At 59.2% G+C, this 25,785-nt stretch carries 19 protein-coding genes and 1 tRNA gene; 16 read left to right on the top strand and 4 right to left on the bottom strand.

Annotated features, from left to right (window positions below):
• The first annotated feature begins 120 nt into the window (after positions 1 to 120).
• The 8 genes from DW925_RS07780 to DW925_RS07745 all read left to right on the top strand — a co-directional run bounded on the left by DW925_RS07780 (position 121) and on the right by DW925_RS07745 (position 12,162).
• The gene (locus DW925_RS07780; RefSeq protein WP_199577062.1) at positions 121 to 1,023 is read left to right on the top strand and encodes a xanthine dehydrogenase family protein subunit M; all 903 of its coding nucleotides are present in this window, start codon (positions 121 to 123) and stop codon (positions 1,021 to 1,023) included.
• Positions 1,023 to 3,854 carry a molybdopterin cofactor-binding domain-containing protein gene (locus tag DW925_RS07775; RefSeq protein WP_117790749.1) on the top strand — a complete coding sequence of 944 codons (2,832 nt, stop codon included), beginning with the start codon at positions 1,023 to 1,025 and terminating at the stop codon, positions 3,852 to 3,854. The genes DW925_RS07780 and DW925_RS07775 overlap by 1 nt, the downstream gene beginning before the upstream one ends.
• Before the next feature lie 140 nt (positions 3,855 to 3,994).
• Positions 3,995 to 4,078: transfer RNA gene (locus DW925_RS07770), tRNA-Leu, on the top strand.
• 88 nt (positions 4,079 to 4,166) lie between these two features.
• Entirely contained in the window at positions 4,167 to 5,468 is a 1,302-nt protein-coding gene (gene tig / locus DW925_RS07765; protein WP_233540259.1) for a trigger factor, read from the top strand.
• 162 nt (positions 5,469 to 5,630) lie between these two features.
• Positions 5,631 to 6,251 (top strand): ATP-dependent Clp protease proteolytic subunit, encoded by a 621-nt coding sequence (locus DW925_RS07760; RefSeq protein ID WP_022095182.1) that lies wholly within the window; start codon positions 5,631 to 5,633, stop codon positions 6,249 to 6,251.
• Between the two features lies 1 nt (position 6,252).
• The gene (gene clpX, locus DW925_RS07755; protein ID WP_117790747.1) at positions 6,253 to 7,665 is read left to right on the top strand and encodes an ATP-dependent Clp protease ATP-binding subunit ClpX; all 1,413 of its coding nucleotides are present in this window, start codon (positions 6,253 to 6,255) and stop codon (positions 7,663 to 7,665) included.
• Between the two features lie 210 nt (positions 7,666 to 7,875).
• The gene (locus DW925_RS07750) at positions 7,876 to 10,572 is read left to right on the top strand and encodes a valine--tRNA ligase (RefSeq protein ID WP_117790746.1); all 2,697 of its coding nucleotides are present in this window, start codon (positions 7,876 to 7,878) and stop codon (positions 10,570 to 10,572) included.
• Positions 10,573 to 10,818: 246 nt separating this feature from the next.
• Positions 10,819 to 12,162, top strand: a complete 1,344-nt coding sequence (locus tag DW925_RS07745) for a folylpolyglutamate synthase/dihydrofolate synthase family protein (protein WP_117790745.1) — start codon at positions 10,819 to 10,821, stop codon at positions 12,160 to 12,162.
• Positions 12,163 to 12,402: 240 nt separating this feature from the next.
• Here DW925_RS07745 and DW925_RS07740 read toward each other — a convergent pair whose 3' ends face one another.
• The 4 genes from DW925_RS07740 to DW925_RS07725 form a co-directional block, all read right to left on the bottom strand.
• Positions 12,403 to 13,491: a Xaa-Pro peptidase family protein gene (locus tag DW925_RS07740; RefSeq protein WP_117790744.1), complete on the bottom strand. Its 1,089-nt coding sequence runs from the start codon at positions 13,489 to 13,491 to the stop codon at positions 12,403 to 12,405.
• A gap of 467 nt (positions 13,492 to 13,958) precedes the next feature.
• On the bottom strand, positions 13,959 to 14,357 hold the full coding sequence (locus DW925_RS07735) for a DUF1667 domain-containing protein (protein ID WP_117790743.1): 399 nt from the start codon (positions 14,355 to 14,357) through the stop codon (positions 13,959 to 13,961).
• A gap of 4 nt (positions 14,358 to 14,361) precedes the next feature.
• Positions 14,362 to 15,714: an NAD(P)/FAD-dependent oxidoreductase gene (locus DW925_RS07730; RefSeq protein WP_117790742.1), complete on the bottom strand. Its 1,353-nt coding sequence runs from the start codon at positions 15,712 to 15,714 to the stop codon at positions 14,362 to 14,364.
• Position 15,715: 1 nt separating this feature from the next.
• On the bottom strand, positions 15,716 to 17,179 hold the full coding sequence (locus DW925_RS07725; protein WP_117790741.1) for an NAD(P)/FAD-dependent oxidoreductase: 1,464 nt from the start codon (positions 17,177 to 17,179) through the stop codon (positions 15,716 to 15,718).
• Between the two features lie 485 nt (positions 17,180 to 17,664).
• Here DW925_RS07725 and DW925_RS07720 point away from each other — a divergent pair, with 485 nt between their 5' ends.
• The 8 genes from DW925_RS07720 to DW925_RS07685 all read left to right on the top strand — a co-directional run bounded on the left by DW925_RS07720 (position 17,665) and on the right by DW925_RS07685 (position 25,782).
• The gene (locus DW925_RS07720; RefSeq protein WP_117790740.1) at positions 17,665 to 18,096 is read left to right on the top strand and encodes a zinc ribbon domain-containing protein; all 432 of its coding nucleotides are present in this window, start codon (positions 17,665 to 17,667) and stop codon (positions 18,094 to 18,096) included.
• A gap of 228 nt (positions 18,097 to 18,324) precedes the next feature.
• The gene (gene thrS, locus DW925_RS07715; protein WP_117790739.1) at positions 18,325 to 20,088 is read left to right on the top strand and encodes a threonine--tRNA ligase; all 1,764 of its coding nucleotides are present in this window, start codon (positions 18,325 to 18,327) and stop codon (positions 20,086 to 20,088) included.
• Between the two features lie 325 nt (positions 20,089 to 20,413).
• Positions 20,414 to 21,004 carry a hypothetical protein gene (locus tag DW925_RS07710; protein WP_147349529.1) on the top strand — a complete coding sequence of 197 codons (591 nt, stop codon included), beginning with the start codon at positions 20,414 to 20,416 and terminating at the stop codon, positions 21,002 to 21,004.
• Positions 21,005 to 21,074: 70 nt separating this feature from the next.
• Positions 21,075 to 21,788: a sugar transferase gene (locus DW925_RS07705; RefSeq protein WP_199577061.1), complete on the top strand. Its 714-nt coding sequence runs from the start codon at positions 21,075 to 21,077 to the stop codon at positions 21,786 to 21,788.
• On the top strand, positions 21,789 to 22,619 hold the full coding sequence (locus DW925_RS07700) for a glycosyltransferase (protein ID WP_117790737.1): 831 nt from the start codon (positions 21,789 to 21,791) through the stop codon (positions 22,617 to 22,619).
• Positions 22,612 to 23,736, top strand: coding sequence for a glycosyltransferase family 1 protein (locus DW925_RS07695; RefSeq protein ID WP_117790736.1), 1,125 nt, complete (start codon positions 22,612 to 22,614; stop codon positions 23,734 to 23,736). The genes DW925_RS07700 and DW925_RS07695 overlap by 8 nt, the downstream gene beginning before the upstream one ends.
• Complete coding sequence (locus DW925_RS07690) at positions 23,717 to 24,823, top strand: EpsG family protein (protein ID WP_117790735.1); 1,107 nt, start codon at positions 23,717 to 23,719, stop codon at positions 24,821 to 24,823. Before DW925_RS07695 ends, DW925_RS07690 begins: the two co-directional genes overlap by 20 nt.
• Complete coding sequence (locus DW925_RS07685; RefSeq protein ID WP_117790734.1) at positions 24,820 to 25,782, top strand: glycosyltransferase; 963 nt, start codon at positions 24,820 to 24,822, stop codon at positions 25,780 to 25,782. Before DW925_RS07690 ends, DW925_RS07685 begins: the two co-directional genes overlap by 4 nt.
• The last annotated feature ends 3 nt before the right edge of the window (positions 25,783 to 25,785 follow it).

Below are 25,785 nucleotides of genomic sequence, written 5' to 3'. Positions count from 1 at the left end.
CTGATGATCTTAAGGCTCCCGACCATATTGGCCGGGAGCCTTTTTCTATGGTGGTGAGGGTCGTGCGCCCTCGTTTGGTACACTTAGAGGTACTGGACAAGTAAAGAGATGGGGGAGAACGTGCTCAAGTTCGGTACCTACGTCCGTGTTGGAAACGCGGCCGAAGCCTATGAGCTCTTACAGAAGAACCGCAACAACAAGATTGTGGGCGGCGGCATCTGGATGCGCCTGGGTTCGCGTCGCGTGGCGACGGCGATTGACCTTTCGGCCTGTGGACTCGATCAGATCGAGGAGACCGAGACCGAGTTTCGCATCGGTGCCATGTGCACCCTGCGCCAGCTTGAGCGCCATGCCGAGCTCAACGCGCTCGTCAACAACGTATTTGAGTTTGCCGTCCACGACATCGTGGGCGTGCAGCTGCGCAACACCGCCACGGTGGGCGGCAGCATCTACGGCCGCTTCGGTTTCTCGGACGTGCTCTCGGCCTTTTTGGCGCTCGACTCGTACGTTGAGCTGACGGGTGCCGGCCGCGTGCCGCTCGCTGAGTTCGTGGATATGGGCTATGTGCGCGACGTGATCGAGCACGTCGTGGTCGTCAAGCACGATTACCGTGCGAGTTACGAGGCCGTGCGCAAGGCCGCGACCGACTTCCCCTCGCTGAACGTCACTGCCGCCTGGTGGGACAACAGCTGGCATGTCACCGTGGGTGCCCGCCCGCTGCGCGCGACCCTGCTGCGGGGCGAGGCATGCGGCCTGGTGAACGAGCAGCCTTCCGAGGACGAGCTGCGTGCCCTGGCGGCGTCCGTACGCGCGCTGGGCTACGGCACCAACCTGTGGGGCTCGGCCGACTACCGCCGCCGCATCTCGGCCCCGCTCGCCGTCCAGGCCGTGCGCCGCGCCGCTGGCATCGAGCTTTCGGCCGCGCTTGCCCGCGAGCTCGAGACCGTTCAGGTCCCCAAGTTTGCCACGGACGAGTATTCCTGCCGCCGCGTGCCCGGCGTCGATTCTAGCGAGGTGCGCTAATGGCTGCCAAACTCATCGATCTTTCCTTTACGCTCAACGGTCGCAAGGTCAAGGTTCAGATTTCCCCCGATACCATGCTCTTTGCGCTGCTGCGCGAACAGGGTTGCGCGTCGGTGCGCTGCGCCTGCGAGACCACCAACTGCGGCCTGTGCACGGTGTGGCTCGACGACGATCCGGTGCTGAGCTGCTCGGTTCCCGCCGCGCGCGTCGAGGGCCGCTCCGTCACCACGCTCGAGGGTCTCAAGGCCGAGTCCGAGACGCTCGCTCGCGCCATGGCTGCCGAAGGTGCCGAGCAGTGCGGTTTTTGCGCTCCCGGCCTCATCATGAACGTGCTGGCGCTTGCCCGCGCCGCCAAGGAGGACCCGAGCCTTGTCGCCACGCGCGAGGAGCTCTCGCGCCAGCTGGCTGGCAACCTCTGCCGTTGCGGCGGCTACGAGAGCCAGCTGCGCGCCATCGTCCGCTTCCTTAACGAGTCCGGCGTGCAGGTGGGCTTCGAGATGACCGAGCTGCCGGTCAACGACACGAGCTCTGACGGCGTCACCTACAAGCAGATTACCCACAAGCAGCCTAAGAAGGACTCGAAGGCCCTGCTCGAGGGCCGTCCCGTCTACACGGGCGACATGGTGCCCGCCGGTGCGCTCGTCGTCAAACTTAAGCGCAGCCCGTATGCCCGCGCCAAGATCCGCTCCATCGATACGTCGCGCGCCCTGAAGGTGCCCGGCGTGGTGGGCGTCTACACCTACGAGGACGTTCCCAAGCGCCGTTTTACCATTGCCGGCCAGAGCTATCCGCAGCCGAGTCCCTACGACCGTCTGATTCTCGAGAACCTCGTCCGTTATCAAAACGAAGAGGTGGCGATCGTCGCCGCCGAGACCGAGGAGGCCGCCGATAAGGCGCTCAAGCTCATCAAGGTCGACTACGAGGTGCTCGAGCCTCTGCTCGACTTTACCCAGGCGCTCGATAACGACATCGTGGTCCACCCCGAGGGCGACGTGACCTTTATGTTCCCGCAGGGCGGCGATGTTCCGCGCAACCTGGTGTGCAGCGGTACCAGCGATTATGGCGATCTGGACGAGGCCTTCGCCCAGAGCGACATCGTCTTTGAGCGCACCTACACCAGCCAGGCCACGCAGACCGCGCCCATGGAGACCTTCCGCGCCTTTGCGACGACCGATGCGTTCGGGCGCATTTCGGTGACCACCTCCACGCAGGTGCCCTTCCACGTGCGCCGCATGGTCGCGCAGTCGCTCGACATTCCGCAGTCGCAGGTGCAGGTCATTAAGCCGCGCATCGGCGGCGGCTTTGGCTCCAAGCAGACGGGCTGCTGCGAGATCTTCGTGGCGTTCGTCACCCAGCAGACCGGCCGTCCGAGCTATTGCTGCTACACCCGCGAGGAGACCATCACTGCAGGCAACTCGCGCCACCAGATGCAGATGACCGTTAAGCTGGGCGCCATGAACGACGGCACCATCACGGCCATCGACCTGCACACGCTGTCCAACGCCGGCGCCTATGGTGAGCATGCCACCACGACGATCGGGCTTTCGGGCCACAAGAGCCTGCCGATTTACAACCATGTGAGGGCGAGCCGCTTTAGCTGGGACGCCGTCTACACCAATACCAACCGCGGCGGTGCGTATCGTGGCTACGGTGCCACCCAGGGCCAGTTTGCCGTGGAGAGCGCCGTTAACGAGCTCGCCGACATGCTGCACATGGACCCCGCCGATCTGCGCCTTAAGAACATCGTGCGCGAAGGCGAGATCATGCCGCAGTATTACAACGAGAAGCTCAACGCCTGTGCGCTCGACCGCTGCCTGCTGCGCGCGATGGACATGATCGGTTGGCGCGACAAGCCGCTGGCCGTCGACCTGGGCGACCGCGTGCGTGCCTTGGGCTGCGCGCTCACCATGCAGGGCTCGGGCATTTCCAACGTGGATATTGCCGGCATCGACATGCGCCTGGAAGAGGACGGCTTCATTACCATCGGCACCGGCGCCACCGATAACGGCATGGGCGTCGACACGATCCTGGCGCAGATTGCCGCCGAGGAGCTGGGCGTGGAGAGCTCGCTGATCGTGGTGCGCGGCGTGGACACCGACGTGTCGCCGTTCGACGCCGGCTCGTACGCGAGCTCGGGTACGTACGTGACGGGCCTGGCAGCCAAGAACGCCGCGACCGAGCTGCGCCAGAAGATTTGCGCCAAGGCCGCGCAGATGTGGGACGTGGACGCCGCCGACGTGGTCTTCGACGGCCAGTACGTGCGCCTGTCCGACGAGCGTGCCGCGCGCGAGCAGAACCGCTACCTCACGCTGCGCGACTTTGCCAACCTGTGCGTCAAGAACATCGCGGGCGGCGACGCGCTGACCTCGCATGCCTCTGCCTGCCTGCCCGTTTCGCCCCCGCCGTTTATGGCCGGCATTGCCGAGGTCGAGGTTGACAAGGCCACCGGCAAGGTGACCGTGGTGGATTACGCCGCTGCCGTCGATTGCGGCACCGTGATCAACGAGGCGCTCGCGCGCGTCCAGGCCGAGGGCGGCATTGCCCAGGGCATCGGTCACGCGCTCTACGAGATCGTCGAGCATGACGACCGCGGTCGCCTGCGCACCGGCAACTTTATGAGCTACAAGCTGCCTACGCGCCTGGATATCGGCAGCATTCGCGTGGCCTTTGAGCCGAGCTACGAGCCGACGGGCCCGTTTGGCGCCAAGTCGATCGGCGAGGTCGTCATCAACACGCCGCTCGCCGCCGTGGCCTCGGCCGTCGCACACGCCACCGGCCACCAGGTCCGCTCGCTGCCGATCACGCCGGAGAAAGCGCTGCTGGGGGAGTAGCGGGTCAGCGAACAAGTCGTAATTGGCGGGACGGGGCAACTCGTTCCGCCTTTCGCACTCGTGGTGAGGTCGTGAGCCTGTAAAAGGTGTGCGTGCGCTTGCCGTTCGTATCTGCTATCATTCCTAGTCTGTGCGCTCATGCGGGCGTGGCGGAATTGGTAGACGCGCCAGATTTAGGTTCTGGTGGGATTCCCGTGAAGGTTCGAGTCCTTTCGCCCGCACCAACGCATCTGCGTCGGCTTCGGCCGTCGCGACTCTTTGTTGCATAAAGGTACCAGCACCTCAGATAAGCTGGGCAGTATGAGGAGGAACGTGTTGAACATCACCGCTTCTGACGTCAAGGACGCCAAGCTCACCGCTACGGTCACCATCCCGGCCGCCGACGTCGACGCCGCGATCAAGAAGGCCTACAAGGACACCGCCAAGAAGTACCGCTTCCCGGGCTTCCGTGCCGGCAAGGCTCCCCGTCCGGTCATCGACTCTGCTCTTGGCGCCGAGGCTACCCTCGCTCAGGCCACCAACGACCTGATCGCCGCCAACGAGCCCGTCGTCCTCAACGAGCTGGACATCGTCCCCACCAAGAACGGTGACTACAAGGAGCTCGACCTCGCCAAGGATCACGAGGACTACACCTACACCGTCGAGTTCTCCCTGCGTCCTGCTGCCGAGCTCTCCTCCTTCGACGCCGTTGAGATCGAGATGCCTCCCGCGGAGGTCACCGAGTCCGAGATCAACAACCAGGTCGAGATGCTCCTCAACTACCGTGCCACCTTCGAGGACGTCGAGGGCCGCGCTGTCGAGGCTGACGACTACGTGACCGTCGACCTCAAGGCCATCGAGAACGCCGACAACTTTGCCGCCGAGGGCCGCATGCTCATCGCCGGTAGCGACAGCAACCCCAAGGAGTTCAACGAGGCCCTGATTGGTGCCAACGTCGACGATGTCAAGTCCGTTACCTGGACCGACGAGGTCGAGGAGGGCGAAAAGGCCGAGACCCACACCGTCGAGGTCACCGTCAAGGGCATCAAGGTCCGCAACACCCCCGAGCTCACCGACGAGCTCGTCAAGTCCGACTTTGGCTTCGACAGCATCGACGCCATGCGCGACGCCGTCAAGATCGAGATCGAGCAGGACAAGGCTTCCCGCCTCCCGGCTGAGAAGGAGAACCGTTGCGTCTCCGCTCTCGCCGAGCGCCTGCAGCTCGACGAGATGGATGCCGACTACGAGCAGTCCGTCTTTGAGGAGCTCGGCCAGAACTTCCTGTCCAACCTCGCTGCCCGCGGCATGACCCTGGACACCTGGCTGCCCGCTTCCGGTCTGACCATGGAGCAGTTCATCGGCGACCTGCACCAGCAGGCCAACGACGTCGCCCGTGAGTCCCTGGCCCTCGACGCCCTCGCCCGCGAGCTCAAGATCGAGGTCACCGAGGACGACATCAACGCCGAGTTCGAGAAGGCTGGCGTCAAGGACGTCGAGGCTTCCAAGGCCGAGTTCATTGCCGATGGCCGCATGCCTGCCGTCCGCGAGTCCATCCGTCGCTCCAAGGCCGTCGACCACCTGGTCGAGAACGCCAAGGTGACCGAGGTCGACGAGACCGCCAAGGACGCTGAGTAATTCTCGCCACCTTTCCCGCGAGCGCATGGACGCGCCCGTGATGGGGTAAAGTTATAAGCCGGTTATCCGGTTGCTTCGTACGGTGCCAGCCAATGCATAGCATGCGGGCACCGTACGTTTGTCTAGAACCACTATTGGTCCGTAAGAGAAATGGAGATGCGTATGATCGCTAAGTTCGATTCCGCCCTCGTGCCATACGTTATCGAGCAGACGCCGCGCGGCGAGCGCAGCTACGATATCTATTCGCGCCTGCTCAACGACCGCATCATCTTCTTGGGCGAGGAGATCAACTCCGTCAGCGCCAATCTGGTCGTTGCCCAGCTGCTGCATCTTGAGAGCCAGGATGCCGAGAAGGATATCTCGCTCTACATCAATTCGCCCGGTGGCGAGGTCTACTCCGGCCTGGCGATTCTTGACACCATGAACTTCATTAAACCGCAGGTCTCCACCATCTGCGTCGGTATGGCCGCGTCTATGGCCGCCGTGCTGCTTTCGGCCGGCGCCAAGGGCAAGCGCTTCTGCCTGCCGCACTCCAAGGTTATGATTCACCAGCCCAGCGGCGGTGCCCAGGGTCAGCAGACCGAGATCGAGATCGTGGCCGAGGAGATCAAGAAGACCCGCCGCGAGCTCAATCAGATCCTGTCCGATGCCTCGGGCCAGCCGATCGAGAAGGTCCAGGCCGATACCGAGCGCGACAACTACCTGACCGCTGCCGAGGCCCTCGACTACGGCCTGATCGACCGTATCGTCACCTCGCGCGACCTCGCCGCGAAGGACGCCTAGGATGGCCAGTAACATGCAGGACAACTTTGACGAGAACGGCAACCCCATCCGCTGCTCCTTCTGCGGAAAAGAGCAGGGCCAGGTCCGTCGTCTCGTAAAGGGTCCGACCAACATCTTTATCTGCGACGAGTGTGTCGCCGCCTGCTCTGAGATCTTGGAGGAGTCGCTGGCTTCGGACTTTATGGACGCCGCCCGCAACGGCAATCTGCCGGGCTTCCTCAACGATCACGGCCAAGCTGCGTCCCAGCCCGCCGTTGACCCCGAGACCGAGGGCTTTGAGCTTGAGGACGACCGTCAGGTCATCACGCACGTGCCGACACCGCACGAGATCTATGACGAGCTTTCGGCCTATGTTATGGGCCAGGAGGACGCCAAGCGCGCCATGTCAGTGGCCGTGTACAACCACTACCGTCGCGTGATCGAGGGCGGTGCCGCGGTGTCCGCCTTTGACGAGGCATCGGGCATGGGCGGCCAGTTTGACGACGATATGGACGAGGTGGAGCTCGCCAAGTCCAATATTTTGCTGCTTGGCCCCACCGGCACTGGTAAGACCCTGCTCGCCCAGACGCTCGCGCGCATCCTCGAGGTGCCGTTTGCCATCGCCGACGCCACCGCGCTCACCGAGGCTGGCTACGTTGGCGAGGACGTGGAGAACATCCTGCTCAAGCTCATCAACGCTGCCGATGGCGACATTGAGCGCGCGCAGGTGGGCATCATCTACGTGGACGAGATCGATAAGATCGCCCGCAAGGCGGAGAATCTCTCCATCACCCGTGATGTCTCGGGCGAGGGCGTTCAGCAGGCACTGCTTAAGATTCTTGAGGGCACGGTGGCCAGCGTTCCGCCCACCGGCGGCCGCAAGCATCCCCAGCAGGAGCTGCTGCAGATCGACACGACGAACATCCTGTTTATCTGCGGCGGTGCCTTTGTGGGCCTGGATAAGATCATTGCTGATCGCGTGGGCAACAAGGGCGTGGGCTTTAACTCCGAGATCGCCGGCCCCACCTCGGTCGACGAGAACGACCTGCTGCGCCAGGTGCTCCCGCAGGACCTTAACGCCTTTGGCATGATTCCCGAGTTTGTGGGACGTACACCCGTCGTCACCCAGACGCAGGCGCTCGACGAGGACGACCTGGTGTCGATCCTGACCGAGCCCAAGAATGCCGTGGTGCGTCAGTACCGCAAGATGTTCCAGCTCGAGGACGTTGAGCTTGAGTTTGAGGACGCCGCCCTGCACGAGATCGCCCGTATGGCGCTTGCCCGCAAGACCGGCGCCCGCGGCCTGCGGTCCATCTGCGAGGATGTGCTGCAGCAGACGATGTTCGACCTCCCCAGCGAGGAGGGCGTTTCCAAGGTCGTCGTAACCGAAGCCTCCGTCAAGGGCACCGAACAGCCCCAGCGCATCTACGGCTAGACCTGTCTAAAACGTGTTTGCAAATAGCCTTCGACCACCCGCGGTCGGAGGCTATTTTATATAAACGCAATAACCCCAACTACCTGTGTTATTCTGTGTGTTTGTTTAAGCCTCAGCGAAGTCATTCAGACTGAAGTAATCGATACCTAAGGGGAGGAATGTAGGCCCTGGCGGGCCTACATTCCTCCCCGGTGGGACAGGGAGAGATATATGGAAGAAATGCCCAAGAACTACGATCCGTCGACCAACGAGCCGGCGATCCTGCAGAAGTGGCTCGACGGCGGCTACTACAAGCGCCGTGAGGGCGTGGGCGACTGCACCGTCACCATTCCGCCTCCCAACGTGACCGGCAAGCTCCATATGGGTCACGCCACCGACGACTCCATCCAGGACGCCATCATCCGTATGGCCCGCATGCGCGGCAAGTCCACGCGCTGGGTGCTCGGCACCGACCACGCCGGTATCGCTACGCAGACCAAGGTCGACAAGAAGCTCAAGAGCGAGGGCATTAGCCGCCTGGAGATTGGTCGTGACAAGTTTGTCGATGCCTGCTGGGACTGGACCCACGAGTACGGCGGCATCATCGTCGAGCAGATCAAGCGCATGGGCTGCTCCGTCGACTTCGATAACGAGCGCTTCACCATGGACGAGGACTACGCGCAGGCCGTGCGCAAGGTCTTCTGCGACTGGTACCACGACGGTCTGATCTACCGCGGCAAGCGCATCGTCAACTGGTGCCCCAACTGCACCACCGCCATCTCGGACGACGAGGCCGAGTATAAGGACGAGAAGGGCCACCTGTGGCACCTGCGCTACCCGCTGACCGAGCCGGTCAATGGCCAGGATTACATCGTCGTCGCCACCACGCGCCCCGAGACCATGCTCGGCGACACGGGCGTTGCCGTCTCCCCGAAGGACCCCGAGAAGGCCGCCTTTGTGGGTAAGACCGTCAAGCTTCCCATCGTCGACCGCGAGATTCCCATCTTTGAGGATTGGCATGTCGACGCCAACTTCGGCTCCGGCTTCGTTAAGGTCACCCCGGCCCACGACCCCAACGACTACGCCATGGGTCAGGCCCACGACCTGCCGCAGATCAACATCTTCGACGAGCACGCGGTGGTCGTCGAGGGCTACGGTGAGTTTACCGGCATGAACCGCGACGAGTGCCGCGAGGCTGTCGTCAAGTGGTTCGAGGAGCACGGTCTGCTCGATCACGTCGAAGAGCTCGATCACTCCGTCATGCACTGCTACCGTTGCGACTCCGCCCTGGAGCCGTGGCTGTCCGAGCAGTGGTTTGTGGCCGTCGACAAGCTCAAGGGGCCGGCGCTCGACGCCGTCAACTCCGGCAAGGTGACCTTCCACCCCGCGCGCTGGACGCAGACCTACACCACCTGGATGGAGAACCTTAAGGACTGGTGCATCAGCCGTCAGCTGTGGTGGGGCCACCGCATCCCCGTGTTCTACTGCGAGGACTGTGGCTGGGAGGACGCCCTTACCGAGGACACCGACGTGTGCCCCAAGTGCGGCAGCCATCACGTGCATCAGGACGAGAACGTGCTGGACACCTGGTTCAGCTCGCAGCTGTGGACCTTCGCCACGCAGGGCTGGCCGCAAAAGCCGGAGCTGCTCGAGGGCCATCACCCCACGACGGCGCTCGTCACCGCGCGCGACATCATCGCGCTGTGGGTCGCCCGCATGGTCATGAGCTCGCTGTATTTCTTGGACGAGGTTCCGTTTAAGGACGTCGTCATTTACCCGACGATCTTGGCCAAGGACGGCAGCCGCATGTCCAAGTCCAAGGGCAACGGCGTTGACCCCATGGACCTCATCGGTATGTACGGTGCTGACGCCATGCGTTACAACCTGCTTACGCTGTGCACCAACAACCAGGACGTCAAGTTCGACGCGAACATCGACAAGAAGACCAAGAAGCTTATCGACAGCCCGCGCACCGAGCAGGCCAAGTCGTTTGTGACCAAGATCTGGAACGCCAGCCGCTTCCTGCTTATGAACATGGAGGGCTACACGCCCGGCGAGCCCGTCGTGGAGACGCCGGCAGACGCCTGGATGTTCAGCCGTCTGGCCAAGGCCGTAAAGATGGTCACCGAGGGCATCGAGAAGTACACCTTTGGCGATATGGCCCGCGGCGTGCAGCAGTTCTTCTGGAATGAGGTCTGCGACTGGTACGTCGAGGTCACCAAGGCCCGCCTGAAGGGCGAGGGCCGTCTGCAGGCGCAGCGCAACCTGATCTTTGTGCTCGATACCTCCATTCGCCTGATGCACCCGCTCATGCCGTTTGTCACCGAGGAGATCTGGGACAACATGCCGGCGAGCGTGCTCGACCTGGATGCCGAGGGCAACGTGGATCGCGCCGAGGCGCTCATGATCGCCAAGTGGCCCGAGCCCGCCGACTACGCCAAGTACGTCGACGAGCCCGCCGAGCGCGCGTTTGAGCTGTGCCGTACCGTCGTTTCCGCCGCCCGCGCCACGCGTTCGCGTTATCGCTTAAGCCCCAAGGCGGAGCTCGACGTGGTCGTGCGCGCCGGTGCCGAGGACATCGAGAAGCTCGAGAGCCTGCGCTCCACGATTGAGCCGCTGGCCAACACGGCTTCGCTGGTTATGGGCACTGACGTTGAGAAGCCGGCGGCGAGCATTGCCGTGGTCGACAGCGGCGTCGAGGTCTTTGTGGTTCTCGAGGGCAAGGTTGACCTTTCGGCCGAGAAGGCGCGCCTGGAGAAAGAGATTGCCGCGGCCCAGAAGGAGCTCGCCGGCTGCGAGAAGACGCTCGCCAACGAGGGCTTTGTGGCCAAGGCCGCGCCCGCGGTGGTCCAGAAGAAGAGGGACCGTGCAGCTGAGCTCAAGGAGATCCTGGCGGCGCTGACTGCTCAGGTTGCTGACTTCTCGTAGGGCTTACTGGGGGACGCGGTTTGGGGCATTGCTCGCTACTGCGGACACCTATTCCGCCGTTCTAACGAACGGCGGCTGACTCGACGCTGCAAACGCCTCTGATGGCCAATCTGCCGTTCAACTTCGGGCGCATGGGCATAAGCCCTATGCGCCCTTGTTTCACGGCACCTTGGCTCATCAGAGGCGTTTTCGCTGACTATCCTCAACCTATACTGTTTTATTTTTCTATGAATGGCGGTTCTAAAAATGCCTAAGCGTTCTGGCTTGTATACCGTTCCTTTTGAGTTTGATTTGCTTTCGTTTGATGAGGCTGTGGGGCTTGCTGCTGATACGGGGCGGATTTCTGGGGATGCTGGGCCTCTGCTTGAGACGGTTGTCGATATGCTCGATGAGCTGGGACGTCCGAACGAGTACTTTGATTGCATTCAGGTTGCCGGTACTAATGGCAAGACTTCGACCACGCGTTTTTCGGCTGCCATCCTTCGTGGTGAGGGACTCAAGACCGCGCTGTATACGTCGCCGCAGCTTGTTCGCTATCCCGAGCGCATGGAGGTCGATGGGCGCGTTGTGAGCGACGAGACCTTTGCTCGTGGCGTTTCTGCTGCCGTCGAGGCGGGGCGTCGCGTGAATGCGCACCGTGTGGCGGCGGGGGAGCGCGCCTATTCCATCACGCCGTTTGACCTGCTGACGGCTGCTGCGCTTGTGGTGTTTGCTGAGGCCGCGGTGGATGTTGCCGTGCTCGAGGTCGGCATGGGCGGACGCTGGGATGCTACGAGTGCGACCGATCCCGTCGCCGTTGCCATTACGGGCATTGGACTCGATCACACACGCATTTTGGGTGACACGCTCGAGGCCATTGCGGGGGAGAAGGCTGCGGTTATCAAACCCGGGCGTTTGGTTGTTTTGGGTGAGGGCACGCACGAGGCGAGCGTTCAGCGCGTGATGGATGCCCGTTGTCGCGAGTGCGGCGTCGTGCCGCTCGTGGTGAGCCACGCCACGACTAAGGTGCCGGCGCATGTGGGCGACACGGTTGAGTTTAGCTGCACCACGCCGCGTGCGATCTATACGTCGAGCATGGTCAAGCCGGCCTATCAGCCGCAGAATGCCGCGTGTGCGATCATGCTGTGCGAGGGCTATCTGGGTCGCGAGCTCGACCACGACAAGCTCGATGCGTCGCTTATAGCCTGCCCCACGCCGGGTCGCTTTGATGTGCTGGGAACTGATCCACTCAACCTGATCGACGCCTGCCATAACCCTCAGAGCTGCGAGAACTTTGTGAGTGCGTTGGACGAGATCGACCCGTGCGTGGAGAACCGCCCCACGCTGCTGTGCGCTGCGCTGGCCGACAAGGACGTGGCGGGTATCGTTGACGTTTTGGTTCCGGCGTTCCCCCGCGTGGTCGTGACCCAGACCGATTCCGACCGCGCCCTGCCGGCAGAGGAGCTCGCTGCCCTGGTGGGTGCCGATAAGCTCGCGGGCGTATACCCGAGCGTGTCCGAGGCCCTCGCTGCCTTCAATGCCGCGGGCGAGCCTTTCGTTGCCGCCGGCACCATCACCCTAGCAGGCGAAGTGGCGGGGCTGCTGCGCTAGCCCCACCCGTGGGTAGCTTATTTGGGCTGCTCGCCAGGAAATGGGCCTATCTACTACGTTTAATCGACTGCCCTCGACCACGACGAGATTTGCGAAATTAAAATCGCAGGTAGAAGGCTTGCCAATTTTCAAAAAAGACCCGCATGGTCGACCCATGCGGGTTAAACGTAGTAGATAGTCCTTTTTCGTGGTGCAGCGTTGGTGGGATGCGGCAAAGGGACAGCGCCTTTGCCGCATTGCCTAGTCCAGACGGACCGGATCGTGTGGGTAGGCGTTGAGAATCTCGACGCCGGACTCGGTAACCAGGACCAGGTCTTCGATGCGGACACCGGTGTGGCCGGGGAGGTAGATGCCCGGCTCGATAGAGAACGTCATGCCTGGCTCTACGACCTGCTCGTTGACGAGCGAGACGTCGCCCGGCTCGTGGTCCTGCAGGCCGATCGAGTGTCCCAGACGGTGCGTAAAGAACTGCCCATAGCCAGCATCCTCAATCACGTCGCGCGCGGCACGGTCCAGATCGCACATGCGCACGCCCGGCGCGATAAGCGCCTCGGCGGCCTCGTTGGCGCGGCGAACGATGTCGTAGATGCGTGCGGTCTCCTCGTCCGGCTCGCCCCAAAAGAATGTACGCGTCATGTCCGAGCAGTAGTTGCAGCGGCGTCCGCCAATGTCGAACAGCACCACGTCGCCACGCTTGAGTACGGTGTCGTCGGGCTCGTGGTGCGGATCGCCGGCGTTGGCGCCAAAGCTCACGATGGGCGGAAAGCTAAAGCCCTCGCAGTCGTGCTTGCGGTACAGGCCGAGCATCTGGTCGGCAATTTCGCGCTCCGTCACGCCCTCGTGGACGAGCTTGATGGCGTCGGCCATCACAGCGTCGTTTGCGGCCGAGGATACGCGCATGAGCTCCTGCTCGGCTTCGTCCTTGTGGGTGCGTGCGGCGGTGACGGCAAAGTCGCCCAGGAAGAACTCACTCGCGGCGTGACGATCCATAAGGGGCATCAAAAAGCCGGAACGCATGACGGTGTCGATGCCGAGGGGCTTGGATGGATTGACCTCGCGAGCGATGGCGTTGGTCACGACGTCGGTGTCGTTGTGGTAGGCCACGCGGGCATTGTCGTACTCGGGCAGCTGATGCAGGGCGTTGACTAAGATCACCGGCTCGGCATCGCGCGCGAGCAGCACGCCGCAAAAACGCTCGAACATATCGGCATAAAAGCCGGTCAGGTAATAGATCGACCACGGGTCGTTTACGAGCAGCTGCGCGCCGGGGCGCTGAGCCTCGAGCGCATCGAGCACGCTCGCCACACGCTGGTCATCGACATGTGCCATGAAACATCCTTTCGCTAGGGTGTCACCATGGTATCCCCAACGCCAGGGTAGTCAATTTGGGACGGGGCTATTTTAGCTGCATCAAACATGCGAGCTGATAGGTAAAAGTAGTCATAAGCGACCCGTCCCAAATGGGCTGGTTTCAAAAGTATGGCGGATTACGGGGCTGGACCTGCATTACTTGACCATGGGAAAAATTGCGAAATTAAAACCGCAGGTAGACGGCTTATCAAAAATCGAAAAATGCCGGTATGGATGGGGGTCTCCGAATCAGCCCCGTAATCCGGCATAGTTTTGAAATGGCACTAAAGTAGACACAAGCTAAATATCGATTCCAAGGATAGTTGCGGTGGAATAGTTCCTGGATGCCGGGGTTTTGGCGGAAATCAGGAACTATTTCACCGCAATTGAGGAGGGGCGGGGTGGATGGCGGGGTAGCTAAAAGAGCCCCGTCCCAAATTAGCTGCTTAGGTTGGATCGATGTTCATGCTGGCGACTAGGTCAATGTTGGTGCCGAGAAGATCTTCCTGCACGACGTCGCCCATGCGGATGGGGGCGTCGACGACTAGGCCGCGGATGAGGTCCATCGCCTGGGCATGGAGTTCGAGCGGGATGGCTTCGGCCGTGCGCACGGGCAGCAGCGCCTCGTCGCCGCCGGATACGGCCACGGTGGTGGTAAGCACGCGCATGGGACAGGTGAGCTCCTGATGCGCGAACGTATCGCCACGTGGGCAGCTGTTGCCGGTTACGGAGTGCACCTCTGCCACGGCGCCGTCTGTGTCGCGCTCCACCTCTACGGTCAGGAGGCACTCGGATGGGCAGGTGGTGCAGTTGAACTGCAGCGTTTCAATCGCGTTTGTGCTCATGACTCTACGCCTCCTCAACGGGGTCGACGGACAGGACAATCTCGCTAACACCCAAGTCGAGTGCGTGCTGAATCACCTTTGCCGGCAGCGGGAAGCTCTCCATTACGCTCGGTTTAAACGGGCGGACCTTGCCTGTAAGCAGTTCCTCGCCGCCTGCCAGAATGCGCACGCGGGCGGCATCGACCGGCCGGCGCACGCGGAAGTTCAGCTTGGTGAGCGCCGCAGCCGTAATGCGTCCCGGCAGCGCGTATCCCGCAATGCCGGCAGGGGAGACCATCAGCTCGCAGCTCGTGCCCGCAGCGCTCGCCCCGCCGTCGCCGCCCAACGCCCACGTCGCCGCAGCCGCACCGGCGCGCTCGGACTCGGTCGTCACGTTGTCGGCCAGGTCGTGCACGTGCAGCACGTTGCCACAGGCAAAGATGCCCGGCACGCCTGTCTGGAGGCTCTGGTCAACTACGGCACCGCGTGTGCGCGGGTCAAGTTCCACGCCTGCGGCAACCGAAAGCTCGTTCTCGGGAATCAGACCTACCGAAAGCAGCAGCGTGTCGCACGGAACGATGTGCTCCGTCCCGGCAATGGGCGCCAGGTGCTCGTCGACCTGGCTTACCTCGACGGCCTCCACGCGGTCGTGCCCGATCACGCGCGTGACGGTGGTGGACAGGTGCAGTGGAATTCCAAAGTCGTCCAGGCAGTTCTTGACGTTGCGGCGCAGTCCGTTGGCGTACGGCATGAGCTCGTACACGCCCTCGACCGAAATCCCCTCGAGCGTGCAGCGACGTGCCATGATCAGCCCGATATCGCCCGAACCCAAAATGACGGCGCGCGAGCCGGGTTTGAGGTTCTCGATATTGATGTATCGCTGCGCCAGACCGGCCGTAAACACGCCGGCGGGACGACTGCCGGGGATCTTGATCTCGCTGCGGGTGCGCTCACGGCAACCCATGGCAAGGACGACCGCGCGCCCGGTGAGCTGCAGCATGCCGGCAGGGCTCATGAGCGTGACGGTATGGACCGCGGTGGCTCCCGTCGGCTCGCCTGAATCAATCCCAAGCACCATACTGTTCAGGAACAGCGCAATGTCGGTTGCGTGCACCTGGTCGATAAAGCGCTGCGCGTACTCGGGACCGGTGAGCTCCTGTTTAAAGTGCGACAGGCCAAAGCCGGGGTGGATGCACTGGCGCAGGATACCGCCCAGATGCTGCTCGCGCTCCACGATGGCCACGCGCGCACCGGCCTTTTGCGCGGCAAGCGCGGCCGCCATGCCGGCAGGTCCGCCGCCGATAACGACCACGTCGAAGGCTTGCGTTGCCACGGCGCTCGCCTCCGCGCGTTCGTCGCGCATATCAAACGTCGCCATTCTAGCGCACCCCCTTCAGCGGTCCCTCGACCAACCAAGATCCGGCATCTTCCAACAGCACTTCGCTGGGGTCGCAGCCCAGCTCGCGCGCCAGGATCGCCACCACGCGGCTCTGGCAAAAGCCGCTTTGGCACCGACCCATGCCGGCTCGGCAGCGGCGCTTGACGCCCTCGACCGAAACCGCGCCCGGGTGGCGTCGGATCGCGGCCACTATCTCGGCCTCGGGCACCGTCTCGCAGCGGCAGACGATCTGCCCCCACGCGGGGTCGGACTCGATCAGCTCCTCCTTGCGCGCCAGCGGTGCGCGGTCAAAGTCGTCCGGCTCGCGGCGAATTGGATTCCAGTCCGCCCGCTCGCGCAGCTCCACGCCCGACTCACGCATCACAAGTTCTATACGCTCGGCAATCGCAGGCGCGCTCGCCACGCCTGGGGACTGAATGCCCGCCGCTTGGAAGAGCCCCGGCACCACGGCCGACTGTCCAATAAAGAAGTCGTTCGTTCCCCGAATGACCGGACGCCCGCCGGCAAACGCACGCACCACGCGGTGCGTCTCCAGGTCGGGCACCAGCTTGCGCGCGCCGTTCAGGAGCGCGTTTACATCGCTCGCATAGGTCTGCGTGTCGCCCGGCTCGCGCACGGCGGCCGTCGCGGTAATCACGGTGTTGCCGTGCACGGTTCCCGTGACGATAACGCCCTTGGACACCGGCGTGGGAACGGGGTAGAGCGGCATGAGCGCCCGCGGCTCCTTGTCCAGCACCACGATGTTGCCCTGGCGCCAGACCATCTGAAACTCTTCGGCGCCCGCCATATGCGAGATGTCCGCGGCGCCGTTGCCCGCGGCGTTGATCAGGTAGCGGCAGCGCACCTCTCCGGCGGGCGTCGCCAGCGTAAAGCGCACAGCCCCGTCGGTAGCCTCGCCGCCAGCAACCTCAATCGCTTCCACCGGCGCAGACCGCATAAATGTCACGCCGTTGGCGACGGCGTTCTCCAGCGCAGCGATGGCGACCTCAAACGTATCCACAAAGCCAGTGGAGGGACACCACAGCGCGCACGTCGCCTTGGCACTTGCGCGTGGTTCCAGCTCGTGAATGTGCCCGGGGCCGATAATCGACAGTTCGGGCACGCCGTTGGCGTGGCCGTTGCGGGACAGTTTCTCCAGTTGCGCACGGTCCTCGTCGCTAAATCCCAGCACCATGGATCCGGTGCGGCAAAACAAAAAGCCCAGTTCCTGGGCCCACGTGCCATATAGCTCGCAGCCGCGGGCGTTGACCTGCGCCTTTACGGTGCCCGGCGACGGATCGTAGCCGGCGTGTACCAGGCCGCCGTTGGCCTTCGATGCGCCTAGGGCGACATCGTTGGCCGCCTCGACCACGCAAATGGACAGGTCAAATCGCGCGAGCTGCCGCGCGATGGCACACCCGGTAATGCCCGCGCCCACAATTGCGATATCAAACGTTTCTGCCACGGTGCCTCCCAGATAAGTTGACAGGCTGTCAATAAGACTATCCTACGGTCTGCACACCCCCAGCGCGGCGGCAATGCGGCGAACAGCCCCGCAACACCCGCCAACGGCAGACGAGGGGAGATCCAGCAACGTCGACAAGCTCGTCTGCCGACAGCTACGGCAACCGTTTGTCTCGACCTGTAACAGTTAGACGAGGATTTGGGTTCTAGATGTTACAGATCAAGACAAACCTTCCGGCGGATTTTGAATGTCTCGATCTGTAACAGTAAGAGGGATTTTGGGGCCCAAGATGTTACAGATCGAGATTGAAGTCGGGGAGGGACCCCTGTGTCTCGATCTGTAACACCTATACCCGGATTCCGCCTCCACCTGTTACAGATTGAGATGTTTGTGTCCGCACCAGCCCCGCCCCTAGCCGTGGTCCCATATAAACAAACCCCGTGGTAAACTTGACCGGACTGTAAATATTCCGAAAGGTACCCGTAATGTCCAAGTACATCTCTGAGCTCATGTCGCCGCAGCTTATGGGCGTCGTCTATGCCTTCGTTGGCTTTATCATCGCCCTGTATGTGCTGTCGGTCGTCTATGTGTTCATCGATGCCCGCCGCCGCGGCGCCAGCGCCTACGTGGCATGGGGCATCATCGCCCTCATCCCGTTTGTAGGCCTCATCGCCTACCTGGTCCTGCGCCCGCACTCCTACGCATCCGACCGCGAGGAGCAGGAGCTGGACATGGCCCTGCGCGAGCGCCAGCTTGCCCAGTACGGCACCTGCCCGCAGTGCGGGGCGCCCATCGAGAAGGACTTCGTCGTCTGCCCGGTGTGCGATACCCAGGTTCGCAACGTGTGTCCCAGCTGCCATCGCCCGCTCGATGCGCATTGGAAGGTCTGCCTCTACTGCCGAACTCGCATCCAGTAGCGCATCCATCGCCGGGCCGGCCGCAAGCCACGGGCACGCCGCAAACCGCACGCGCGCTCCGCAGCCCCGCCCCACACGATGAAGCATGCGTAGAAAATCGCCCGCCGTGCCATTAAGGTGCGGCGGGCGCTTGTATACCAAGGCAACCTGCCTATAATGATGCAAGTCAAAAATGCCGAGCGCATCGCACGCACTTGCACCAGGCATCCGAGAGGAGAAAACATACCCATGAAGGCACTCTACAATGACGGTTCGGTGGCCGAGCTCCCGCAGGACGAGGTCACGCACGTCATCCGCCACTCCGCCGCGCACATCATGGCGCAGGCCATCAAGCGCTTGTACCCCGAGGCCGACTTTGCCTACGGCCCCGCGACCGACAACGGCTTCTACTACGACGTCGACCTGCCCGAGGGCGTTAAGATTAGCGAGGACGACTTCCCCGCGATCGAGGCCGAGATGAAGAAGATCGTTAAGGAGAACCTCAAGTTCTCCGTGTACGAGAAGCCCCGCGCCGAGGCCATCGCCCTTATGGAGGAGCGCGGCGAAAAGTACAAGGTCGAGCACATCGGCGACCTGGACGACGACGCCCGCATCACCTTCTACCAGCAGGGCGACTACATCGATATGTGCGTCGGCCCCCACATCTGCTACACCAAGGCGCTCAAGGCCTTTAAGCTCACCGGCGTCTCGGGCGCTTACTGGAAGGGTGACAAGGACAACAAGATGCTCACCCGCATCAACGGCGTCGCCTTTGCCACCAAGGAAGAGCTCGACGAGCACATGCACATGCTGGAGGAGGCCAAGAAGCGCGACCACCGCAAGATCGGCCGCGAGATGGACCTCTTTATGATGCGCGACGAGGCCCCCGGCTTCCCGTTCTTCCTGCCTAACGGCATGATCCTTAAGAACACGCTGCTGGACTACTGGCGCGAGATCCACCACAAGGCCGGCTACGTGGAGATCTCCACGCCGCTCATCATGAACAAGCAGCTGTGGAAGACCTCGGGCCACTGGGACCACTACAAGGACAACATGTACTCCACCGTCATCGACGACGAAGAGTACTGCATTAAGCCCATGAACTGCCCGGGCGGCGTGCTGGTGTACGCCTCCAAGCCGCACTCCTATCGCGAGCTGCCCATCCGCGCCGGCGAGATTGGCCTGGTGCACCGCCACGAGCTGCGCGGCGCCCTGCACGGCCTGTTCCGCGTGCGCTGCTTTAACCAGGACGACGCCCACCTGTTTGTGCGTCCCGACCAGCTGACCGACGAGATCGTGGGCGTGGTCAACCTCATCGACTCCGTGTACCAGAAGTTTGGCTTTAAGTACCACGTTGAGCTTTCCACCCGCCCCGAGGACTCCATGGGTTCGGACGAGGACTGGACTCGCGCCGAGGAGGGCCTGCGCACCGCTCTGGAGAAGCTGGGCATGGACTACGAGGTCAACGAGGGCGACGGCGCCTTCTATGGCCCCAAGATCGACTTCCACCTGGAGGACTCGCTCGGCCGTACCTGGCAGTGCGGCACCGTCCAGCTCGACTTCCAGATGCCGCTCAACTTTGACCTGGAGTACGTGGACGCCGACGGCACCAAGAAGCGCCCCATCATGCTGCATCGCGTGTGCTTTGGCTCCATCGAGCGCTTCATCGGTATTCTGATTGAGCACTTTGCGGGCAAGTTCCCCACCTGGCTGGCTCCCGTGCAGGTCAAGGCACTTCCGGTTTCCGAGAAGAGCCGCGACTACGCCCACGAGGTGTGCGCCAAGCTGGAGGAGGCCGGCATTCGCGTGGTCTGCGACGACCGCGACGAGAAGATCGGCTACAAGATCCGCGAGGCCCGCAGCATCGACCGCGTGCCCTACATGCTCATCCTGGGCGAAAAGGAGGTCGAGGCCGGCAACATTTCCGTCCGCGATCGTTCCAACGAGACCGTTCAGATGGGCGTTGACGAGTTTGTGGCCAAGGTGCTCGAGGAGATCAAGACTCGCGCCTAGCACAAACTATACAAGAATTAACAAAGGCGATCGTCCTCGCGGGCGGTCGCCTTTTTTGTTGTCTATAGAAGAAAAGCCGCTGGTTAGAGCGGCTTTTTTGTTGTGCAAAAAGGTACAGGTTTTTGTAGGGGCGTATGGAGATGCACCCATTCGCGGCGCATTTTGTGCAATCTGGGAAAACGCGAGCAGTTTGCTCGTATAATGAGCAACGTCGAAAGATACAAAAAACTGTACTTTTGCGACTGCGCCTAGCTGCGAGCGAGAAGCCTGTTCTTAACGCCCCTGCATCCGCGTGCGTCGCGGATGCAAGTTAAGGGGGCGAGAGATGGAACAGACAATGCGGCGCCAAGAGCAGCTGCCCGGTGCCTTTAGCGGCGCCACCACCAACAGCCAGCACGGCCGCGTCCGCTGGTATCTGGTCCACACTCCCAACGGTAAAGAGCGCGAGACCTGCGAAAAGGTCCGCCGCATTATCCCGCACAAGCTGATGCAGGACGCTTTTGTGATGCAAAAGGAGTTCTGGTTTAAGCGGGACGGCGCCTGGTCGCTCCAAACCAAACCCATGTACAAGGAATACTTCTTCGTCGCCACGCGCGATGCCGCTCTGCTCGATAAGGCTTTGGCCCACTTGAGCTTTGGCTGCCGCATTGCCGGCAGTAGGGAGCGGGCCTATGCGCCCATGCCGGACGATGCGCAGGACTGGTACCGCAGCGTGCTCGACGACAACGGCGTGGTGCGCAACAGCGTCGCCCGAATAGAAGACGGCGTGCTGCACATAGAGCAGGGTCCCTTGGTGGGGCAAGAGGCCCGCGTTAAAAAGATCGACCGTCATAAACGCTGGTGCCTGGTAGACGTTGGCGAGGGTGACTCCGCATTTAGGGAGCTGCTACCGCTTGACGTTCCCAGCAAAACGTAAGGGAGACGTTGCACCAGCAATTCATTTGGTTTTTGGATTCATAGATGGGGGGGTTCCTGGGGACAGGAACGTGAGTTTTATTGTGGCTGCTAAAGAGGTAACAGAGAGTTGTACATCAACGGTGGGTGCGCTGGCCTTCAATCGGATAAAGCCGAGCGGCACGCTTGGATATCGCATCGTCAAGAGACTGTTTGACCTTGTGTTTAGTCTTTTGATGAGTGTTCTGCTGCTGATTCCTCTTGCTGTAGTGTGTGCGCTCATTAGCCTTGAATCGCCCGGCAGTCCTATGTATACGCAAGAGCGCGTTGGCAAGGGCGGAAAGACAATCAGGATTTTTAAGCTTCGCAGCATGGTCGCCGATGCTGGCAACGTGCAGAAGTATCTGAGCCCTGAGCAGCTGCATCAGTGGGAAGTCGAGCGCAAGGTCGATGATGATCCCCGCATCACCAAGATTGGTCAATTCATTCGTAAATGTTCTATCGACGAGATGCCGCAGTTTCTCAATGTGCTAAACGGTGATCTGTCTGTAATTGGCCCGCGTCCCATCACAAGGGATGAACTTGAACAACATTTTACTGACGGGGAGAAGGCCGAGCTGCTTTCTGTTCAGCCTGGCATTACTGGGCTTTGGCAGGCGACTGACCGAAACGCCGCGACCTTCGAGAGCGGCTTACGCCAGAAGATCGAGCTCCGCTACGTGTGTAATCGCTGCTTCCGCATGGACTGGAAATGCTTCACTGGCACCTTTGGTGCCATGTTCGGCAAGAAGAGGACGGGGCGATAGATGGCTTCTCAGGCTTATAGCGTTCTCATGAGCATTTATCTTAAGGAGAACCCTGCGTATCTTCGTGCTTCTTTGGACAGCATTATTAACCAGACGATTCCACCTGCGGAAATCGTTATGGTTAAGGATGGACCGTTAACAAAAGAACTCGATTCAGTTCTGGCTGAGTATGACCGCCGTTATCCTGGCATCTTTAGTTTTATTGCCTACGAGGAAAACCACGGTCTTGGCTATGCGTTACACAGGGGAATAGTTGCTTGTACTAACGATATTGTTGCACGTATGGATACAGACGATATTGCACGTTCTGATCGTATGGAGAAACAACTAAAGGCGATTCAAGATGGTCTTGATATGGTTGGGAGTCAAGTAATTGAATTCGTCGAGTCTCCTGACAAGCCGATTGCACGAACGGATCTCCCCGAAGGTCTCAACAAAATTATTGCTTGTTCAAAGCGTAGAAATCCATTTCGTCATCCGCCAATGACATTCAAACGATCCAAGGTGTTGAAAGCGGGCAATTACAGTTCCGAGTATCTGTATTTCGAAGATTGGGATTTATTTAATCGAATGCTTGCAGCTGGTTGCCGAGCTGAGAATCTTCACGAAACGCTTGTGGCCATGAGAGTTAGTCCTGATTTTTATGAGAGGCGCGGAGGCCTGGGTTATTTGGCTCATGTTTGGAAGTTCAAATCTGCTCAGTTGCGTATTGGTTATTTTACGGTAGCAGATTTCCTGATTTCCTTTTTGCCCCAACTGATTGTTTGCCTGATGCCCAATTGCCTGCGTGGCTTTGTATATACGAATATGCTCAGGAGGAGCGATGATTAAAGTCCTTCATGCTGTTCCAGATATGAATTCTGGCGGTATTGAAAACTACATCATGAATATGTATCGAATTATTGATCGCGATACTGTGCATTTTGACTTTCTAGTCCATCACAATTCACGAGGGTTCTTCGATGATGAGATAGAGGAGCTTGGAGGCCGTATTTATCGTTTGCCTGTTTTGGATAATAAGAATGTTATCTCTTATTGGCGCGAGCTAAAGAGGTTTTACTCTGAAAACAAATGGGATGTGGTTCATGGCCATGCCGCGAGTCTTGCGGGCCTTTATCTGTTTGCTGCCGAGAATGCTGGCGTACGTGCCCGCATAGCACATAGCCACGGAGCTTCCTATCTTCGAACACCAAAGGGGTATACAAAAAAACTGCTCTTTAAGACTGCTGGAATTCACGCGAATATTCGCCTTGCGTGTTCTACAGAAGCGGGCAAATATCTTTTTGGCGATAGACAATTCTATTTAGCTAAGAATGCAATTGATTCTGAGCGGTTTTCATTTAATCAAGATGATCGCGATCGTATTAGGCGCAGCTTGGGGATTGTTCCGGGACAATTGTTGGTTGGTCATATGGGTCGCTTTAATTTGCAGAAAAATCATCAGTTTTTGATTGAGATTTTTGAAGAGATTGTTCGGTTGAAACCAGATAGCTGTCTATTGCTGGTGGGTACCGGCGAACGTGAGGGCTCGATACGAAATCTCGTTTCTAGTAAAGGGCTGAATGGCAAGGTTATCTTTCAGTCTGTTACTGATGAGCCCCAGGCCTACTATTCAGCTATGGATGCATTTGTTTTGCCCTCCCTGTTCGAGGGTCTTCCCTTGGTGGGAATTGAGGCGCAATGCAGCGGTTTACCGAGCTATTTTTCCTCTGAGATTACGAAAGAAGTTGTCATTTCTGATATTACAGAGTTTTTAGATTTGAATGCTGGTCCCGTTGCCTGGGCACAACAAATCGTTGGCGCATCATCGTGCATCAATCGTAGAGCCTATGCAGATTGCGCCGCTATTCACGGTTTTGATTTTAGGGATAACACGAAAAAGATGACGGATTTTTATTTGGCTGCTGCTACAGGGAGGTTTGAGTCTATTGGCTCCATACTGGATTAGCCTTCTGCTTGCGGTTGGTTTTATGCTACTAGCTCAGAGACCTTTGAACTCAGTGGCGGCGACATCCCGGTCTGCAATCTCTGCCCGCGACGGACGAGATTATTCGCGCTGGGGCGTTGTCGCCTCCGCACTTGTTTTCATTATTCTTACTGGCTTTCGTTATGGTGTTGGGCAAGATTATTTTTATACTTACGTGCCTTACTTCTATCGTGTGCGTTCGGGTTTGGGGTTCCAGGAAATGGAAATCGGCTATTACGCCCTCAATTACCTTGTCGCTCGTTTTACAGATAACCCTCTGCCCGTATTCCTGGTATGTTCTGTAGCATTTTTCGCGTTGACATATGCTGCCATTATGCGTGAATCTTCTCATCCCGTATTCTCCGTCTTCCTCCTATTTGGGATGTCTTATTTGTTTATCTACATGAACGCCATGAGGCAGATGCTTGCGGTTTCCATTTTGTTGTTTTCGCTTCGTTATATAGAGGAGAGAGATCCGGTTAAATTTGCGGTCTGCGTTGCGATAGCGAGCACGTTTCACTCAAGTTCGCTTGTATTTATCGCTGCATACTATTTTCCGCGTCTTAAAATTACTCCATGCATTTGTTTGGTTTTGGTGTCGGGATTTTTGCTTCTTAAGGTCCCCATTGCATCTTTCGTTAATACCATCATTGCCAAAACTCAATACGCTGGCTATATCGGATCCATCTTTGATACGGGCGAAAGTGGGAATGTCGTTATCGCGTTGAATGTCGTGGTCCTATTATTTTCCGCGATTGTGCCTAAGCTGTATGGCGGTGCTTATTCCGAACGCTATCGTATTCTTCTCTGGTGCCAGCTTGTTGCGACATCAATTGCAATCTTATCCGGTCTGATTCCGCTTTCTCAGCGTTTGCGCTGGGTTTTTTCTCTGCCTTCTGTAATTCTTTTGCCTCTGGCAATCGATTCGATATCGAATATCAAATTGAAGTTCCTGATTCAGTTGGTGATTGTTGTTCTATATATCGTGTATATCGCTATCACAATCGGGATGTGGAATGGCAATAACGTCGTCCCATATCACTCCATATTAATGAAAGGCTCCTTATGAGATCTCCTAATATAAGTTTGATAATCCCTGTCTATAACGTTGAGGATTATTTGCCTGATTGTTTAGATAGTGTTCTTGCGCAAAGCTATGCCGATTTTGAAGTAGTAGCGGTGAACGATGGTTCTACGGACAGATCGCGAGAGATTCTTGCTGATTATGCGAAAAAGGATTCGCGTATTCGGATTATTGACCAAGCGAATAGGGGTCTTGCTGGCGCGCGCAATACTGGAGTTGCTGCGGCGAATGGTATGTATATCGCTTTTGTTGATTCAGATGACTACATTGATTCCGACTATTTATCTGTTATGTATTCAAATGCCAATGAGTTTAATGCCGATATTTCCATTTCTGGGCGATATATCGATTGCGGTGGACAGTCTAGCCATGAAAATCGTCCGGCTTTTACGAGTAAACGCCTTGGGCCGATTGAGGCTGCTCGAGCTCTAAACTCGTACCGTTCCTTTGATATGTCAATGAACGGAAAGTTATTTCTTGCCAGCTTATTTAAAGGCCTGGCGTTTCCGGAAGGCAAGAACTCCGAAGATCAATTCATGTGCTATCGCTTAATTTTAAGATCAAATTGTTCTTATTATGAGGATAGGCCGTTATATTACTATCGGCATAGAGAAGGAAGTATATCGAGAAGTTCTCGTGTTAACGTGTTTCCAATCGAGGCATCCCATGAACAGCTCGAATATATCCGCAGGCATGTGCCTGCTTTGATTAATGTCGCTGAGACTTCATGCTTTTTTTCTCAGGTCGCTGTTTACAATGCGTTTGCCGTAAGAGACCTCGAAATGCCGAATGAAATCGCAAATGTTGTTCTAAAGGAGCCAAAACGTTTTCTCGGAAGCGTTATCCGGAATGAGGATATTCCTGGCTACAAAAAAATACAGGCTATTACATATTGTTTTGCGAGGCCTGTTTACAAAGCTGTTTATCTTGCTAAGAAAGGATAATTT

It is taken from the genome of Collinsella sp. AM43-1 (assembly GCF_003467925.1).
GTDB lineage: Bacteria > Actinomycetota > Coriobacteriia > Coriobacteriales > Coriobacteriaceae > Collinsella.
This window is presented reverse-complemented; position numbering and strand designations above follow the sequence as displayed.